This window comes from Amycolatopsis sp. NPDC004378, from assembly GCF_053602455.1.
Map to the genome: position 1 here is coordinate 1 of NZ_JBSGDR010000050.1, position 17,594 is coordinate 17,594.

A 17,594-nucleotide genomic window follows, 5' to 3' on the forward strand; every position below is an offset into this window, starting at 1 on the left:
ACCCGCTATGCCAAACGCGCCGCCTATTACCAGGCTGAGCTCACCATCGCCGCAATCGTGCTCTGGCTCCGATGACTTACAGGACAGCTCCTAGGAAGTCCGGATCTGCCACCTCGGACTATCGGTGACCAGGTCTAGGGCATCGCGTCGGTCATGTCGAGGTCGATTCGCGCGGCGGTCCGCTCCGGCGCGCGAGCAGCAGGACGTCTGGCCCAGCAACGACTGTTCCAGAAACTCCGCCCGCGTCGCCGCATCGCCGGCGGGAGGTTCCTACGCATGGTTCAGCAGGTCGACCGCGGCGGCCGTCGGGCCCTCCAGCGCGCCGACCGCATCGGCGAACAGGCATCCGGTGGCCGGCCGCCAGTCGGCGGTCAGGCGCAGGGCCATGGCGAACTCATCCCGCTCCCCGGCAATCCGGGGTGCGTCGCGTCCACAGCCTCGGCCGCCGGGCCGCCCGCCGGACGCAGTCGCCGTGTTGGGCCGGCACGACAACCGGCCCAGCGGTGCCCGAACCCAGAACATTCCGGCTCCTCGTCCGGTTCGACGAGCGGTCCAGCCAGGTCCTCCCGAAGCAGACTGAGCATGTGCTCATGGGCGAGGCCGGTGGTGCAGGCGGGCACACGACCGGAGAGCGCGAGCCGAACACCACCGCGGCCGACCGCGCTTCACGCGTGCTGTTGTCCATCGCGCCGATCCGGGGCGGCCAGCGGGCGAGCTAACGCGGCCGACGACACCACGCCCGTCGGATCCACCGACACTCTGATCGCGCCATTCCAAACCACGACGTCCTTCTGGACTGGCGCGATCACGAACAGCCAGGGACGGGTTGCCGACTCTGCCCGCCCACACCAGGTCAGCAGGCCGGAGGGCACCGCTTTCAGGTCCTAATCGAGGTGTACGTCCACCAGGGGCCGCACGTTATCTGGACGACAGTTGGCTAAACTCGATGCGACAGGCCTAGCGACGCCTAACCGGCGCGCGTATCCGTCAACTCAACCTGTGATGGCTATTCTCAACAACTCACGCACAAGCGGCAACACATTGCCATCGACGACAGCATCCGTCGGTCTGACGCGACGAGGCCAAACACTTCGCTCTAACCGCAACCGGGTCGAACATGATCGACGGCGCCAACTACAGCCGAACGGGCAGCGCACGCCGAGCGACTGCATGACCAGCCGCCGTACGCCGACCCCTACGGACTGCCCTAAAGATCATCTCCCAAGAGCCGACGAACTTCGTCAACACCCTCCAGATATTTCAATCTCTCAAATATTGCCAGCGCCGATTTCCAACAACCAATCGCCTTTTGACGATCACCGCGAGTCTCCGCTATTTCACCTTGATTCATTAACGCGAATGCTTCATAGGAAGGTTCACCAACCTCGCGAAATGCGGCTAGAGCATCTAAGCATGTGCGCCACGCATCATCATGCTGCCCTACATCATGCAGGAACGCGGCCAAGTCGTTAAGCGCGGAACCCTCGAGCATCCTGTCGCCAACGTTTGCCGCGACTCCAGCTGCCATCCGCATACTCATGATAGCTCTCTTTCGATTGCCGATCCCGAGATACGCGTGCGCCAGATGCATGAGCACTTCAGATTCAGCCTCCGCCAGATTGGCAGCCCGACATATTCTCAACGCTTTCCTATACACCTCGATAGCATGGGCAAAATCTCCCTGATATGAATGAATTGCGCCCGCTTCGTCGAGAGTGGCGGCTTGTTCAGCCATCCGATCAATGCGCCCATAAATTACTGACGCCTCGAATAGCGCCTCGACTGCATCTAGGAGCCTTCCCGAACGACCTAAACTTTTAGCTAATTGGGTTAAAGATTTTGCCGCTTCAGCACGACTTTCGGTCTGGTCAAATATTGCATGCGCCGCCCGATGATCCTCAATTGCCTTTTGATCGTCCCCAAGGCCATACAGTGCAGTCGCCCGCACAGACAAAGCGGCTGCCTTATGGTAATCAGCACCCAGTGCGTCAAAGACTTCAACAGCTTCCTGACTACGTTTGACCGCCTCACCTAATCGATCAGTGTCACATAAGGCTTGCCCGAGATTTAGAAGAGCCGTACCCTTGCCAAATATGTCAGCGTGTTCTTCAAATATTCTCGCCGCAGACTCATGGGCCAATATTGCTTCTTTTGTCAAACCTTTACATTGATACACAAGACCGATATTATTCCAAGCCATTGCGGCGCCACTTTTATCACCAATACGATTGTGTAACTTGAGCGCATCTTTGTGTGCATTAATTGCCTGGTCTAATTCTCCCAGGTAGCGCAAGTCCAGTCCGAGGTTGTTCAGAGCATTTGCCTGCAGGTCTTGATTTTCTAACTCTTCACCGATCGCGCTAGCTTTCCGATGCGAATCTGCAGCTTCCGAAAATCTCTCCAATTGACGATACGCAAGGCCTAAACTATTTAGACTGCCTGCCGCCTCCAACCGTTCACCCATCAATGTCCAGATATGAACGGCCTCGCGATGAACCAAGGCGGCACGGTCAAAATTTCTCAACTCCTGCAATACTCGTCCGAGGTTCTCCAACGCCTTGGCGTAGACCGGAGGATTCTCCTTAGATGCGCTGACTGCGCACTCTGCCGTCTCCAACCAGTCCGCGAGGTAGCGTCTCAACGAGAAGTATCTGACTAGCGCGAAGGAAAGCATCGCAGCGGACATATAATTGCCTGCAGAGGCAACCCATTGCACCATCGCAACCAAGTTTACGCGTTCAGCATCAAACCATTCCAAAGCTTGGACATGCGCCTCACCGTCTATTGACCCTGCGCTTGCAAGATGCAAGCTGCGGTCACACTTACTTGCGGACTCTAGATAATAATTCTGCAGTAGTTCAACCACGTCGGCCGGGTCATAACTCAAGGCTACTTGGTGACTAACATACTTTCGCACTAGGTCATGCATCCGCCAGCGTCGATCACTACTCTCAAGAAAGTGTGCTTGTTGCAGGATGCGCAGCATTGGCCGTATTCGTGCCGTGGTGTTGCATGAGATCGCCGCTACTGCTTCTGCGCTAATGTCAACACCAGGAACACAGGCTATGCGCTGCAACAAATCGGCAGATCCTGGATGCCTATCCATAAGATGACGCCAAGAAATTTCGAATGATCTAGCAACCGCTTGATTCCCGTAAGTGAGTGCATCAACGCCCACTTCATTTAATTCTTCTGCAAGATCTTGATTTAGGGCGTCAACCGTGAGCGACGTATCGTCAGCCAGCAATGATGCTGAAATCAGAAGCGCAAGTGGGAGGTGGTCGCACATCCGCGCAAGTTGCGCAGATTTTAATCTGTTACTCCGGATTCGGTTGTCAGTCGGATCACGCCCAACCAAGACGTTATCCAACAGTTTGATAGCATCGTCCGGATCAAGGTTTTTCAGTGAAACCGTCGTCGCAGGACCAATACTCAGAGTGTTTCTAGTCGCTATAAGTACACGGTGTTGTTCATCTTTCGGAATCAATTCAAGAATTTGACTTGACTCCGAAACTCCGTCAAATACAAGGAGAAGTCGATCGCCTCGCAATGCGACGTTATGCAGAAGGTTATGCAGTGTAGAAATTTGACTAGTGCGAGATTGAGGAATCTGATCGCCGGGTATTCCTAATGATCTTAGGATAGGCTCAAGGACCGGGCTCCAATTTCTTGCAGAATCCTCACCTTCTTCGCTGAAACTGACAAGAAAGGCCCCGCCGGAGAACCATCCATTCCGGACGGCGTGAGACCCCACGTGGTTGATCAAAGCACTTTTCCCTACCCCGCCCATGCCGGTAACAATCGACACAATAGGAAAGGCGCTTCCGGAGGGCGTTTTGGTAGCAGGATTTAGCGCATTGAGCAACTTGTCACGCTCAGCGATCCGCCCCACAAAATCCCCGGGCGCAGTTCTCACGCCAGGAATTGGACTAATGACAACTGAGACGTAATCAGTATCATTGTTAGTGGACCCCCGATCCGACTTGAAGGGTTGCGTACTTGCAATTTCTTCACCCTTCTCGTCGAGACGCTCAAACGAGGATAGTTTCGCATTAAATTGAAAGGAGAACTCACTACAAAGTCTATCACGACTGATCCACGCTCGCGTTTCGGCTAGTCCTTGCATGCGCGACAACAACCAGGCCCAAGCGGTTTGCGCCTCGCGCGGGTCGTTGAGTACGGACCGTAAAATAGTAATTGCAGATTCGTAATGAGCCTCACCGTCGCTGAGTTCAATAGTACGAACAGCAAGGATGCTTAACATTTCGCGAATATCTTGGTCATCCGGCTCAACCCCATTGTAGCTCGCATGAATGCGACGCAGATGACCAACGAGCACTTCTAAAGCGCGCTCGCAACGCTTGTCCCCCGCAGCCGAGTGCACTAATGGAATTCTGTCAGGAAGATTCCGCAGGCGTTCGGTCACTCGCCTGGCATCTTTGCGAATGCTCGCTGACGCACTACTGTCAGACGCAATAAGAACGAGGTCCCTGACTCGATCAATTGGCCGAGTGTCACCACTGAACGAAGAGGGGATAGGAATTCCTTCTTGTTTAAGAAGGATCAATTGGATGAGGGATTCGCCAAGGGCAGACTGGAGCCCCGACTCAAGTTTGAGGCCCTTCTTGGCCTGAATTAGAAGGAAGCCACCATCACTGAAGATAGCACCTACATCATCCACAGCCAATTCGGTTTGTCCACCGACGGCGTCTAGGATGCGCCCGCCTGCCCATCCCGGGAGGCGGCGACCGCAAAGCATATACACAGCTAGCCAAGCTAGGATACGAATTTCGTGCCCGACACCGCTAACCGCCCGCGCGCCGCCGACCGAGGACTTGCTCATCGCCACTCCATCCTCTATGTCGCTAGCACATCGAGATTCCGTCCGAGTGTTGCATTCCCGTTAGGGCAGTGATCACATAGTACAGAACACGCTGACGCCGAACTCGCGCGCGATGGAGCGCTGTGCCGGGTAGGACCCGGCCGATCGCGTCGCGGGCCTCGGAGGAAAGCGGCGAGCCGGACGCGAGGGACTCCCGACCTCCGAGTGTTACTGGCACCAGGCTCGCTGCCACCAAGCTGCGGTAGCTGAGCACAGGCGTCGTCACGGTGTTCGACGTATTCCGTGCGATGAGCCCGGCGGCAATGCCATCGAAGCCGTCCCTAGCTGAGCACGCTGCCGACCAGCACCGGGCCGGCCACAATGCAGACGACGCCATTGCTGACGGCGACGCGGGCATGCCGAACCCTCCCCAAGAGACCGCACGCCTGCGCGTCGCCGAGCAGCAAGCCGTCGGCGTCGACGCCGGCGTCGAGCACCTGACCATCCTGGAACACCCGGACGGCGTGCTCGTCTACGGCCTCGACCTGCGTCGCGACAACTGCCGGGAGATCCGCCGGTTCCAGCCCGACTTGACTGGCCGACCGGTCAAGGGCTCTTCTCACGGAGAGTTATCTTGGCTGTTGCCCTTACGGAGCGGTCGTTCGACGAGGCGCCAGTACTGCTAAGCCGCGGAATCGACGGCCATCTACAAGTCATGACGACAGACGCGTCTAGCGCTTCCCAAGCATGTTCGATCGCCGGGCCCCACATTACATAGTCGCCCCTGCTTGGCCAAGCTCGCGCTACGACTTGCAAGATCCACGCGAAACTCGCCTGAGATTAGGATCACAAGAGTGGTGCGCTGCTCGTTGGTTGTCCACTCCGAGCGCTTGTCACCCGCGGGATGCTGGGCCCAGTTCACCTCAACGTCCTCGGTGGCGCGGAAGCCTTGCGATGGGTGGATGAAGTGCCCCCACCAACCAGCCTCGGGTGCTGGCTGAGTCGTCGTTGGCGTTGCCAACTGTCCAACGATCGCTCACAGGTTCGTTGCTCATTCGTTTGCCTCCCGGGTCCAAGCCGCAGCAGCGGCACGTGGCGCCTGGTCAACTGATCGATCCGAAGTCCCGATGTCAACGCAAGCCGACGCAGCCTGGAGCACTCCTCGTCACGGCGAACTGCGCAGACTCGATGAACATCTGGCAGAGGCCCACTGCGGACGTACAGGGCGAAGGTCGGTCGTCACATGCCGTCCCGCCTATTTGCCATGCCGCTCATCTGACGTGACGGCCGCTCCGGCATGGCGGCGTCGGCCGGCAGCGGGAACAGGTGGACCACGCGTCGAGTCTCGCCCACCGTGCCGGGTAGCGGGCGCGCGATGATCAGCCCGGTCGTCATCGCTCGCTCCGCCGGTCGTGGTGTCCGGCGAGGACGGGCGCGATCGGGGCGCTACCCGCCCCCGCCGGAGTCTGGGACCCGCGAGCGCGAGAAGTTCGGGCGCTCTGCGATTGGGCCTGTTCAGGCACGTTGACCTGCGGAACCTGTTGGAAGAGGCGACGCCAGAGGGAAGGCCTGCGATGCCGCGGTGAGCGAAGGCGCCGCGCGACCGTCGGGAGCGTGGTCCGAGCTGCCAGAAACGCGCGGCAGCGGACGCACGGCCGGCCGGGCGCGACGAGCATCGACGTCGGCAGCACCACGTGTCCGCACAGTCCCTCGTACTGGCCAAAGTGCGTCGCGCCGACCTCGGGAGAACTCCTCGTCGGTCACTGCGTGGTCGCGGTCGTCGACCTCGCTCCGGTGCCAACTCACGTACAGTCCGGCGGCCCTCCCCTGCCGTACTACGTCGCTCACGTGCCCCTCCGCTACCTACCGGCTGACCAGCCACTACAAGCTGTAAGATCTGAAATCAGCTTGACTTGTGCGCTCATATAGGCGGACACCCTTCACCTCAAAAGCGCACTCGCAGACCTGATCGGCCAGGTGAAAGTATTTCCCGAGGTGATCGAAACGGTGCTCTACCCGATCGCCAGTGATCTGGCCAACCAGCTCGGCTTATACACCCAAGGACCGCCGTCAATCCTTCTCACTCGCAACCAAGACCAGATCGACAATACCTTCGTTGGCCACTGGATGGTGCACAGCGCGACGCTCGATATCACCAAGAGCGGTAGTGGACAGCTCATGTGGAACGCCGGGCCGTGCGAGTCAGCCACCGCGAGTATTAGCCAGCTGTGTGGCGGAAACGCGACCATCAAGTTCCGCCCTGGTCAAACCGGTCAGATCATCGGGACATACACCAAGGTCTGGTACACCGACAGCGGCGGGCACGCCATTCCATCTAGTGGGCCCTACGTATCCACTGACATCAAAGTGAACGGCACGTTTTGGATGAAACGCAACGACCCGCACCCCATGATCACCGGTGGCGGCAGCGCCGATGATCACGATAGCCCTGGAAATCCGTATTTCTGCGACGAGTACGCCGGGCAGCACAACGTCGGCGGTGATTCGCAGTACGGGATCTGCGGCGCTTGAACCGACAGCGCCGCGACCGCGTTCTCTGCCAATCTCTATGTCGCGGTGAGCGTGGTCCAGCGCAACACGGGTTATACAAGCCGCAACGCGGCCATTCGAGTGTAGATTAGCTCCAATCTCGTCATCGGTGCCAGGCGACCGCGTTCCGCCCTCGACCCAAACTGCCCCAAGCAGCGAGGTGCACGATGATCAGTAGTACCAGCAGAGCCGCCATGACACGCTCCGTGTCCCCGCGCCGGGCCAGTACCCGGTGTAGCCAGCGAACCGTCGGCGGCCATCGGCTGAGGTTCTCGTTCTACGGGCGGATGTCCACGATCGAGTTCCAGGACCGGACCACATCGTTGGGATGGCGGCGAGAGGTCGCCGAGGAGACGATCCGCGAGCATGGCGTAATCGTGGAGGAATACTTCGACGAAGGATGTTCACGCCGGCTGCCTGGCGCGAACGGCCGGCCGAGGCACAGCTGATCGCGGCTGCGGAGCAACCGAACCGTTCGTTCGATGCTGTCGTGATCGGAGAGTACGAGCGAGCGTTCTGCTGGCCGAGGACGGCCTCGGCACCGACCCCAGCAGGCGGTACGTCTCCTTCCCGGTGTTCGCACGGCGCGTCGCCGAGCGGGTCGAGGCCATGCCCGGTCTGCCCCAGCGAGTGCACGCAACGCCGATCGACCCGGCACAGGGCGTTCCCGAGCTGCCGTTCTTCCCCAACCCCCGGTTCGTCGACGACCCGCAACGGCAAGCCCGGCAGGCCATCGAGTCGCCGCTGCGCAGCTTCCTCGACGAGCTCGACGACGTCTTCGACGCCGAGCACTTCCTCGGCCGGGTCGGCTCCCACTTCGCCGGCCGTCGCCGCCAGCTGCGGGAGCTGGCCCGCTGGATGGACGGCGCCGATCCCGCGAACGGCCTGCGGGCAGTCACCGGCAGCCCGGGTGTCGGGAAGTCCGCTTTGCTCGGCGCTCTGGTCTGCGCCGCCCATCCCGTCCTGGCGGCCGCGGTGCCACACGCGCGCGCCCGGCTCGAAGCGGCGGGGTGCCCATCGCGTAACGCCTACTTCGGCGCGGTTCACGCGCGGCAACGGCGGGTCCCCGAGCTGGTCGACTCGCTGGCCAAGCCTTCCCGAGGTCCTGGAACTCGAGCTGGGTGCGCGGCACGATCGCGCGGAGCTGCGCGCAACGCTGGCGGCCGTGGCTCACAGCCTCGGTGAAGGGGCGCCCGCCGACGTGGTCGGTTTCCTCGCGGCCGGCTTCTGCAGCACGGCTGGCGAGGACCGGGTCCGGGCGTCACTCGACGCCGGCCGCTTCTACCTGCGGACCACCGTCGAGCAGGACGGGACCACGCTCTACCGCCTCCTGCACCAAAGCCTCGCCGACTACCTGCGCCGCTACCCGATGTCGGTGATCGCCGAGAACGACCCGGACGACGCCGGCTCGCACGCGGGCGTGGTATTCGACCGCCTCTTGAGCGCCGTCCGGGCCGGCCGGTGGGGACGGTGGTCCTCGGTGCCGCCGTACCTCCTGCGGCACGCGATCCACCACGCGATCGAGGCCGCCCGCGTGGACGACCTGCTCTTCGACATCGAGTTCTTGCTCCACGCCGACCCCGCGAGTCTCACTCCTGAGCTCTACCGCGCCAAGGCGGTGGCCGCACAGCAGAACGCCGAGGTCTACTTCCGGGCACTAGACCACTGGGCTTTTCGCAGCGGCGACCCGGCGACCCGCCGCCGGATCTTCGCCGTCGAAGCGGCTCGTCATGGTGCCGGCGCGCTGAGCGGGCGGATCGCCGCGGAGTTCCCGGCCGCCGGCTGGTCTCCAAGGTGGGGCAGCGGCCCTGCCCTTCGACGACGAATACGGCTGGGCTACCGCCGCGACGGCCGGGCCGGATCCCGGGTCCGCCATCCTCGCCTCCGGCAGCACGGGGCAGGTCTGGCAGCTTGCCCCGGCCACCGGCGAACTCACCGGCGTTCCCCTCGTCGAGGGGGACGGCGCCGTTTCCGCGGTCGCCGTCACCCGCATCGGCGACCGACCGACGGCCGTGACCGGCCGATCGGACGGCATCGTGCGGGCCTGGGACCTGCGCACGGGCGAGCTCGTCGGCAGTTCAGACGCGGCCGTCGGCTGGATCAACGCCATCACGTGCACCGAACTGGACGAACGGCCGATCGCGGTCGTCTGCGGAATGAGCAGCGTCCGGTTCTGGGATCCCGCCACCGGTGAGGTCCGCCGCGGGCTGGCGTTCGACCGCCGGTGGACCGGGCGATCGCGACGGCCGCCGTCGGAGGACGCCCGATCGCCGTCACCGGGAGCAACGACCACGCGGTCCGGATCTGGGACCTGACGCACGGCACGCTGATCCATCCGCCGATGCGCGAGCACCGGGACCGGGTCTACGCGGTCGCCTGCACGAGGCTGGACGGAACGCCGGTCGCCGTCACCGGCGGCGACGACGACCTGCTGCGGCTCTGGGACCTCACCACCGGCCGCGCGATCGGCACCCCGCTCGCCGGGCACGGCAGCTGGATTTCGGCCGTGGTCTGCACCGAAGCCGACGGCCGGTCGGTAGCCATCAGCGGCAGCTTCGACCGGACCGTCCGGGTGTGGGACCTCGACACCGGCCAATGCGCGGAGGTGCTGGTCATGCCGACGCCCGTCTGGGCCCTCGACGTCGCGCCGGACGGCGGCCTCGTGGTGTGCACCGGCCAAGACGTGCTGGTCCTCGACCAGCTCGGGAAGGGACCGAAGTGACCCGGATCATCGGCGTGCACGGCGTCGGCAACCACCGCCCCGGCGAGTCGACGGCGGAAGCGTCCACCCAGTTGTCCACCATCTGGCGAAAGCACCTCTCCGCGAGTCTGCCCGTCCTCGGGACCGTCGACGTCGCTTATTACGCCGACCTGTTGCGCACGAGCGGCCGGCAGGGCATCAACGACCTCGACAAGCTGCCGGAAGACGCCGAGCAGATGCTGCGCGTCTGGCTGGAGAGCCTGGACATCCCCGTCGAAGGACGGCAGGGCTGGGGCACCTGGCCACTGCGCCAAGCCCTGGCGTGGGTGGCTGAGCGACGCAAGCTGTCACCGCGACTGGTGAACCTGTTCGTGGCCACTTTCTTCCGCGAGGTGGCCGCCTATCTGGATCCGGCGGACGACACGGCGCGGACATCGGCTTGCAAGCGAGTCGTCGAAATCCTGAAGGACGGCGACGCGAGGATCGTGATCGCGCACTCCCTGGGCTCCGTCGTAGCGTACGAAGCGTTGTGGGCATGCCCCGAAATCAAGGTTGATCTGCTGGTCACCCTCGGTTCGCCCCTGGCCCTCCCCCACGCTGTCTTCCCCCGCCTCCGGCCCGCGCCGGAACACGACCGCGGTGCGCGTCCACCGGGGGTGGCCAGGTGGGTCAACATCGCGGACCCCGGAGATCTCGTGGCCGTGCCCTGCTTCGGTGTGTCCCGCCGGTTCGCCGACGTGGACGTCGACGAGCACAGCGTGGTGCACGCGTTCGACTTCCATCTCGTGTCGAACTACCCTGTCCTGCCCCCGCCTGGTGGCGACGCTGGCCGAGCACCTGTGAGCTACCCGGTCCACGCCGTGCGCCGCTCGATGAAGTCCACGATCTTGTCCCACAGCGTCGTGAAAAGCTCACCACAATTCGTGAACGACTTCGACACCACTCCTGATCCGCCCCGGTCGATGTCGTCGAGCACGAGAACCGGTCGGCTCGCATCGGTGTCCCACACTGCGGACACGAACCCGTGGGCCACGCTGCCGTCCGTCAGTGGCCACCCGAAACTCACGACGAGCCGCCCACGCCAGCTACGTCCGCCGCTACGCAGGTGCAGTTCGCAGACCGGTTTCCCTCGCTCCTCGACCAGTATCTCGACTGACGCACCGGAACTCCGCACCGTGCAAGCAAAACCAAAAGGCTCCAGCTCACCGGCAGCTTGCCTGAACAGCCGGCCGACCCGGTCCAGCGCGGCGTCCAGCGTCGCCTGCGCGTTGAAGGCGGTCGGTGCGATGCGCGGCAACCTGACTCCGGCTGCGTTGCGGACAACCTGGCTGCCGTCACCGTGCGCTCGGCATCGCTGCCGCCTCATCCCGGCTTTTTCCACGATCACGTCGGCGAGCTGGTCAGGGGTTCGTCCCCCCGCTTGCAGGTAGATGACCGCCGGGTCCACCACATCGGCAGGAACTTCGACATCGTCGAGCAGGATCGGGAGGAGGTAGCCGCCTCCGCGCTCGACATCGGCTCGCATCGCTGCCGAAAGCTCGTCCATGGGGTACGGGCCAGCCAGGTATTCCCGGGACAGGAAAGGAACGACGTACCGGGCCGCAACCCCGCCAAAGATCCGCCGTAGCTGAGGAATGACGTTGGTTCCCCACAGGCGGACGGCTTCGTCCGCGTCGTAGAAGACCTTCATGCCGCGTTCTTGGCAGGCCCTGACCACCAGTTCGACATAGGCGCGCTGTTCACCGCTGAAGGAAACGGCGATATCGTACTCGAGGTCATCTTCGGCGACGTGGCGTACTGCAACCGGGTGCGCGGCCTCGCGGTCGCACTGCGGCGGCGATGTTCGTGCGATCCTGGACATGCGGACAGCGTGCCCCGGCGACCGACGTCCGGCGAGCCTCGTCCGGCGCCGGACAGTCTCCGGCCAGCCCTCGCCTGGGCAATCGGTCGTTCCGGCCCGGCGAACTCGTCCGGAACCGGACGAGGCGACGGCGGTGGAGGAACCGGATGCGCTACTCGGCCACGACCCTCTTCCAGAACGGCCTGAAGAAGGCTGTCGCGCATCTCGGGGGTGACCGTGCAGCCGAGGAAGCCAGCGAAGTCAGCAAATCCGTCTGGTACGACGCGAAGACCGGCCGATCGATCCCGGACGACCGCACGACCTGGCCGTCCATGCGCGCCATCCTCGCGCCGCTGCCGGTGACGGTGACGGGTGTCCGTGATTGGGACGAGCTGTACCGGCTTGCGTGTGCGGAGCGGGGGCGCCCACCTCGCAAGAGGGCGGAGCCGTTGCCGGCCGCACCGAAGGCCAAGGCCACCCCGCCGCAGTTGCTGCCCCCCGGCACTGTGCCGTTCGTTTCACGCGACAACGAGGCCTCTGCGCTCGACGAAGCAATCCTGAACCGCGCCGGCCGGATCGTGCCGATCACCGTCATCGCCGGACCACCCGGCGTCGGCAAGACCGCGCTCGCCGTGGAATGGGCTCAGCGTGCGGTGGACCGGTTTCCCGACGGCGTGCTTTACGAGGACATGCGCGGCTGGGGGCCGGACCAACCGGTGGCAGCGGCCGAAGTACTGCCCGGCTGGCTACGGGCTTTCGGCTTGGACCCGGCTGCGTTACCCGACGTGACGAGCCGGACCGCCGCGTTGCGGAACATCCTCACCGACCGGCGTGCCTTGATCGTGCTGGACAACGCCCGCTCCGAAGAACAGGTCCGCCCCTTGCTGCCGGGATCGCCCACCTGTGCGGTGCTCGTGACGAGCCGCCAGAACCTGCAGGGTCTGGCGATCCACCATGGGGCGCGAATCCTCGCCCTGGACCCGTTGAGCCCGGATGCGGCCGCAGGGTTCCTCGGCGAGATAGTCGGCACGAAGATTTCCGGCAGTGACCGAGAACTCGCCCGGCTCTGCGGCCACCTCCCCTTGGCCTTGCGCATCGTGGCCGAAGCGGCCCGAGAGCGAACCCCGGCCGAGATCAGCGACCTGATCGTCGATTTGGAGGGCGCGGGCCGGCTCGACCGGCTTTCGTCGGACGACCCTCGCTCGGATCCGCGCACCGTGCTGTCCTGGTCCTATCACCAGCTTCCCCCAGAGGCACAGGAAACCTTCCGGCTGCTCGGTCAGTTCCCCGGCCAGTCGTTCGACGTCCCGGCGATCGCTGCCCTGACCGGCGTGCCATCCGGCCAGGCGACGGCACGGCTGCGGACGCTGAGCCGTGCCTATCTGCTGCGGCAAGAGCCTGCCGGCCGCTACGGCATCCACGATCTGATCCACGAGTACGCTGCCGAACTCGCCGCAGCCGCGCCGGACGAAGGCGCGCAGCTCAGGCTCATCCACCATTTCCTGGTCAGCGCGCAGCGGGCGGACGCCTGGGTGGCGCCTCATCGTTACCAGCTCCCGCTGCCCGGCGACAGCTCGACCGCGGTGTCCTTCCGCGGCTACGACGACGCACTGAACTGGCTGGACCGGGAGTGCCGCACGCTCGTCGCACTCTGTGCTGCCGACGATCGGCTGCGGCAAGCCGACGAGGTCCTCGATCCCCTGCGATGGCGTCTCGCCTTTCAGCTGAAGAGCTACTTCTTCCTGACGAAACGAACGCACGAGTGGATGCTGAGCCACGACGCCGCTCTAACTGCGGCCATCCGTTCGGGTGACCGGATCGGCGAGGCGATGACGCGCAACAATCTGGGCCTCGCCTGGCACGAACGGGATGACGACGAACAAGCGCTCACCCAGTACGTGGTCGCGGAACGGCTGTTCACCGAAGCCAGGGATTCACACGGGCTGAGCAACGCGCTGGCCAATCAGGCTGTGGTGCACCGCCGCCGCGGCGAGGTGCCCCAGGCGCTGGCGCTCAACGAGCGAGCATTGCACTTCTACCGCGCCGAAGCCGACCGAGACGCCGGATCCGCTCGCTACGTCGCCATCACGCTGCGATCGATCGCGCTCGTCGAGATCCAGGCGAATCGGTACCCGAGCGCCGAAGAGCACCTGCGGGAGTCTGTGCAGCTGTGCACGGAACTGGGCATGCAGATGGATCTCGCCCGCACGTGGAACACTTTCGGGCAGTTGCTGGTCCTCACCGGCCGTCTCGAAGCGGCCGGCAACGCGTACGAAGCTGGAGCCGCCGCAAGCCTCGCATGTGGCAGCCGGTTCGAAGAAGCCGTCGCCCTCCGCGGACGCGGGGCCGTGGCGGTCCAGGCGGGTGACCGGCCGCGCGCGGTCCAGTGCTGGCAGACCGCTCTCACGTTGTTCGCCGAGCTGGGCTCGACGAAGGCCGAAGAAGTCCGGACCGACCTGGCTGCACTGGGCGACGATCACGTTTCGTAGTCACCGACCTGCTCTCGCAGCCAGTCGCGGATGATCCCGGCAATCTCCCGCTCGTCCTGGCTCAGCAAGCCGGTGTCCGCGGCGTCGGCGAGACCCGGCCAGGTGTGCTCCATCATCTCGTGCGCGCCCTCGAGCTGGCCGTAGAAGTGGTCGGCGGCCAGGGAGTAGGCCAGATATCCTGCCGCCATCAGCGCCCGGACGTCGTCCTCACCGAATCGGTCCACGCACTCCTGCTGGTAGTCGATGGCCAGCGCCTGCAGGTCGAGCTCGGCGTCGACGTGATCGCCGTCCAGCCGAACGCCGCTCGGTGCGAATTCCACCGGCTGGTTCAGCCGTTCGGCCGGTTGGGACCGGTCGAGCGGCCGGCGGGCGGTGCGGATCAGGTTCGCCATCGTCACCCCGATCGCGGGATGACCGGGTTTCTGCCGCCGAAGCCGGCCGAGCAGCACCGCCTGAAAGCCGGCAACCGGCGACTCACCGAGGTCGCATCGGGTGATGAGGGCGTTCTCGGCAGCGCTCAGCGTGTCCGGGTGCTCGGCCCCGAGAAGGCGTTCACGACGCCGGCACAGCTCGTCGAGCAGGGCGAAAGCCTGCTCGTTCAGGCCAAGGGTGCGGTAGCTGAGCCCAAGGCCGTTGAGGACGTCGAGCGCGTATTGGTCGTCGGGCCCGGCGACACGGCGCCAGCGCTCATGGGCGGCGAGCCAGTAACGGTGCGCCACCCGACGCGCTCGTCCACGCTCGGCGGCGGTCGTCCCGAGGTGTCCACGCGCGATCGCCAGGTTGTTGAGTGCCTTCAACGTTTCGCGATGCTGCGGTCCGCATCTGCGGTGGCGACGTCGGGCTGTGTAAACCTGCCGCAGCAGGTCGTGGGCCCGGTCGTGACGGCCGACGGCGAGATGGGCGAGCGCCAGGTTGTTGCGTGCCGTCAACACATCCAGCTCGTCCGCATCCGGTTCGCTGGCGAGAGCGTCCACCGCCTGGTCCAGCAGGTCCAGCGCGATCGTGTGGTTGCCCTGGTCCGTGTGCGCGGCGGCGAGGGACACAGCCACGGCATGGCGCGTCACGGCGTCGACGTCCGAGCCGGTCCCGCACGCCTCGTGCAGCGCGGTGAGCAATTCGAGCGCGTCGTCACCGTGGCCGGCTTCGATCTGGGTCCGCCCGGATTCGTTGAGCAGGTACCGTTCGTCCGGCCCGATCGCCCAGCTGTCGCCGCCCGGCAGCAAGCCGGTCACCGCGCGGACGTGGGGTAGGTGATCAGCGACCTCCGAGTGCTTGTAAGACTCGCGGGTGCGCTCCACCGCCGCGGTGAGGGCCCGCAGCGCCGCATCACGCAGCACGTCGCGGACAGCTGCCGGGTAAACCTGGATGCGGATCGCGCGGGCGGTCAGGGCGTGCATCACACAGCCATCGGTTCCGGCGGGGATCACAAGCCCGCCGTCGGCCGCGGGACCGAGTGAGCGGGCCGCGGTGGAGCCCTCCGTGAGGCTGTTGACCAGCGCGTATGGGATGTACGTCGGTCCCAGCACGCTCAGCGCGGTCAGCGCTTCCCTGGTCGCCGCGGGCAACGATCCGAAGCTACGCAAGAGGGCGTTGGCGAACGGGCGTGCACAGCCGGCCGGCAGCTCGTCCACCAGCCCGGCGGCGACCGCTTCCAGGCGATCCGGCTCGCTGGAGGAAAGCTCGGCGAACAGACGCCGGTACCCGGCGAAGTCCGGGAGGGCCGTCAACGCCGACGCCAGGGCCAAGCCCAAAGGGTGGCCCCCGAGCAGCTGCACGATGTCACGAACGGCCGGTTTCTCCTCGTCCGCGGCGGAGCGGCGGCTGGTCAACGCCCGGCCCCCCATGATGGGGTCTAGTGGGGTCAGCGTGACCGTCGCCGACGCCGGAGTATCAATGCGGCCGCGCGTGCTGATCAGCGTTCGCCCATTCGCGGTCGGCGCACACATCTCGGTGATCAGCTCGGCGGTGAGACCGGCGGGCAGGTCATCCAAGATCCACAAATAGGAATCTCCGGCGGCGAGAGCCGGAGCTATCTGGTCCACTTCAGTCAGCTTCAGCTTACGAGCTATGGCAGGGAGCTGCCGGCGAAAAGCGGAGCGGACAGCGCTGTCTCCGAGCGCGCCGTTCGCGGCGCTTCCGCCGAACTCGAACAGGAACACCCCGCCGGGGTGGTCGTGCGGGAACCACCGTCCGTACTGCAAGCAGAGGGCTGTCTTGCCCAGGCCGCCGGGCCCGTCGACCACGACGACCGGATGTCCGCGGTCGGCGTTCCTGAACCGCGCGCTAAGTCCGTGCCGGATGTCCCAGAGTTCGTCCCAGCGTCCCCGGAATCGCCGGTCGCCCGCCATTTCCCGTGGGTACCAGCTCAGCGGCGGCGGCTTGGGTGCATCTCCGAAGACGCCCTCGTGCCGCCGGACGGCCTTGCCGATCTCCCGGGCTAGCTCGGCCGGCGGAGTACCGGCTCGGGGAAGCCGCAAGCGGGTGAGCTCACGAGGACGCACGTCGTCGGGCGAAAGATCCTGGACCACGGCCAGGACCCTCGATGTGTCACCGTCGTCGAGATGAGCAGCAGCCGACAGCGCGACGTGCAGTTCTTCACGGCAGTGCGGGCTGCCCGACAGGTGCGGTGTCATCAGCGCGACCAGGGTCCGGGAATCGTCCAGCGCCTGCCTGATCGACTCGCCGAGCGGCTCGTAGACCTCGCCCGTGACCACGTCCTGGAAGACCTTCAGGTCCTCGGCTTCCAACGCTTCCCGGAGAGCGGCCCCTGCGTCGGAGTCCGCCCAGGAGTAACAGAGGAAGACGTCGAAGCGACGACGCTCACCATCCATCGCGACAGCCTGCCACGGGGCGGGGGACGACAAGGGAAACCTGCGCTGATGTCCAGAAATTGACCACTCATTGCACATGATGGTCGCGTAGCGTAGGCGCCTGCGGGGAATTCTCGGGTCCACAGTGTGACTGCTGAAGGGAGCGAACTCTGACCGATCACCTGGCGGCTTTGTTCCTCTCCTCCGCCACCGAAGCCGGGACCGGGCGCTATCTGCCTGGGTCGTTCGACCTGCACCTGAGCGGCGACGCTAATCTGGGTGACCGGCTAGGAGCTGTCCTGTAAGTCATCGGAGCCAGAGCACGATTGCGGCGATGGTGAGCTCAGCCTGGTAATAGGCGGCGCGTTTGGCATAGCGGGTG

11 protein-coding genes are annotated in these 17,594 nt (G+C 64.5%); 5 read left to right on the forward strand and 6 right to left on the reverse strand.

Features of this window, described 5'->3' with window-relative positions; translation table 11 throughout:
• Positions 1-1,207: 1,207 nt before the first annotated feature.
• From ACWEN0_RS49485 to ACWEN0_RS49495, 3 genes are all read right to left on the reverse strand, one after another.
• On the reverse strand, positions 1,208-4,843 hold the full coding sequence (locus tag ACWEN0_RS49485; protein ID WP_451988719.1) for a tetratricopeptide repeat protein: 3,636 nt from the start codon (positions 4,841-4,843) through the stop codon (positions 1,208-1,210).
• A gap of 320 nt (positions 4,844-5,163) precedes the next feature.
• Entirely contained in the window at positions 5,164-5,445 is a 282-nt protein-coding gene (locus ACWEN0_RS49490; RefSeq protein ID WP_451988720.1) for a hypothetical protein, read from the reverse strand.
• 616 nt (positions 5,446-6,061) lie between these two features.
• Positions 6,062-6,217 (reverse strand): hypothetical protein, encoded by a 156-nt coding sequence (locus tag ACWEN0_RS49495; RefSeq protein ID WP_451988721.1) that lies wholly within the window; start codon positions 6,215-6,217, stop codon positions 6,062-6,064.
• A 582-nt stretch (positions 6,218-6,799) separates the two neighbouring features.
• Here ACWEN0_RS49495 and ACWEN0_RS49500 point away from each other — a divergent pair.
• The 4 genes from ACWEN0_RS49500 to ACWEN0_RS49515 all read left to right on the forward strand — a co-directional run bounded on the left by ACWEN0_RS49500 (position 6,800) and on the right by ACWEN0_RS49515 (position 10,094).
• Positions 6,800-7,354 (forward strand): hypothetical protein, encoded by a 555-nt coding sequence (locus ACWEN0_RS49500; protein ID WP_451988722.1) that lies wholly within the window; start codon positions 6,800-6,802, stop codon positions 7,352-7,354.
• Positions 7,355-7,945: 591 nt separating this feature from the next.
• Entirely contained in the window at positions 7,946-8,557 is a 612-nt protein-coding gene (locus tag ACWEN0_RS49505; RefSeq protein WP_451988723.1) for a hypothetical protein, read from the forward strand.
• Complete coding sequence (locus ACWEN0_RS49510) at positions 8,538-9,566, forward strand: hypothetical protein (protein ID WP_451988724.1); 1,029 nt, start codon at positions 8,538-8,540, stop codon at positions 9,564-9,566. Before ACWEN0_RS49505 ends, ACWEN0_RS49510 begins: the two co-directional genes overlap by 20 nt.
• Before the next feature lie 30 nt (positions 9,567-9,596).
• Positions 9,597-10,094 (forward strand): WD40 repeat domain-containing protein, encoded by a 498-nt coding sequence (locus ACWEN0_RS49515; protein ID WP_451988725.1) that lies wholly within the window; start codon positions 9,597-9,599, stop codon positions 10,092-10,094.
• Positions 10,095-10,420: 326 nt separating this feature from the next.
• On the opposite strand, the gene ACWEN0_RS49520 is transcribed toward ACWEN0_RS49515, so the two are convergent.
• The gene (locus tag ACWEN0_RS49520; RefSeq protein WP_451988726.1) at positions 10,421-10,855 is read right to left on the reverse strand and encodes a hypothetical protein; all 435 of its coding nucleotides are present in this window, start codon (positions 10,853-10,855) and stop codon (positions 10,421-10,423) included.
• A 62-nt stretch (positions 10,856-10,917) separates the two neighbouring features.
• The gene (locus ACWEN0_RS49525; protein ID WP_451988727.1) at positions 10,918-11,934 is read right to left on the reverse strand and encodes a TIR domain-containing protein; all 1,017 of its coding nucleotides are present in this window, start codon (positions 11,932-11,934) and stop codon (positions 10,918-10,920) included.
• Between the two features lie 146 nt (positions 11,935-12,080).
• On the opposite strand from ACWEN0_RS49525, the gene ACWEN0_RS49530 reads away from it, so the two are divergent.
• Positions 12,081-14,402 carry an ATP-binding protein gene (locus ACWEN0_RS49530; RefSeq protein ID WP_451988728.1) on the forward strand — a complete coding sequence of 774 codons (2,322 nt, stop codon included), beginning with the start codon at positions 12,081-12,083 and terminating at the stop codon, positions 14,400-14,402.
• Here ACWEN0_RS49530 and ACWEN0_RS49535 read toward each other — a convergent pair.
• Entirely contained in the window at positions 14,390-17,233 is a 2,844-nt protein-coding gene (locus ACWEN0_RS49535) for a tetratricopeptide repeat protein (RefSeq protein WP_451988729.1), read from the reverse strand. The two genes, ACWEN0_RS49530 and ACWEN0_RS49535, sit on opposite strands and share 13 nt — an antisense overlap.
• Positions 17,234-17,594 lie beyond the last annotated feature (361 nt).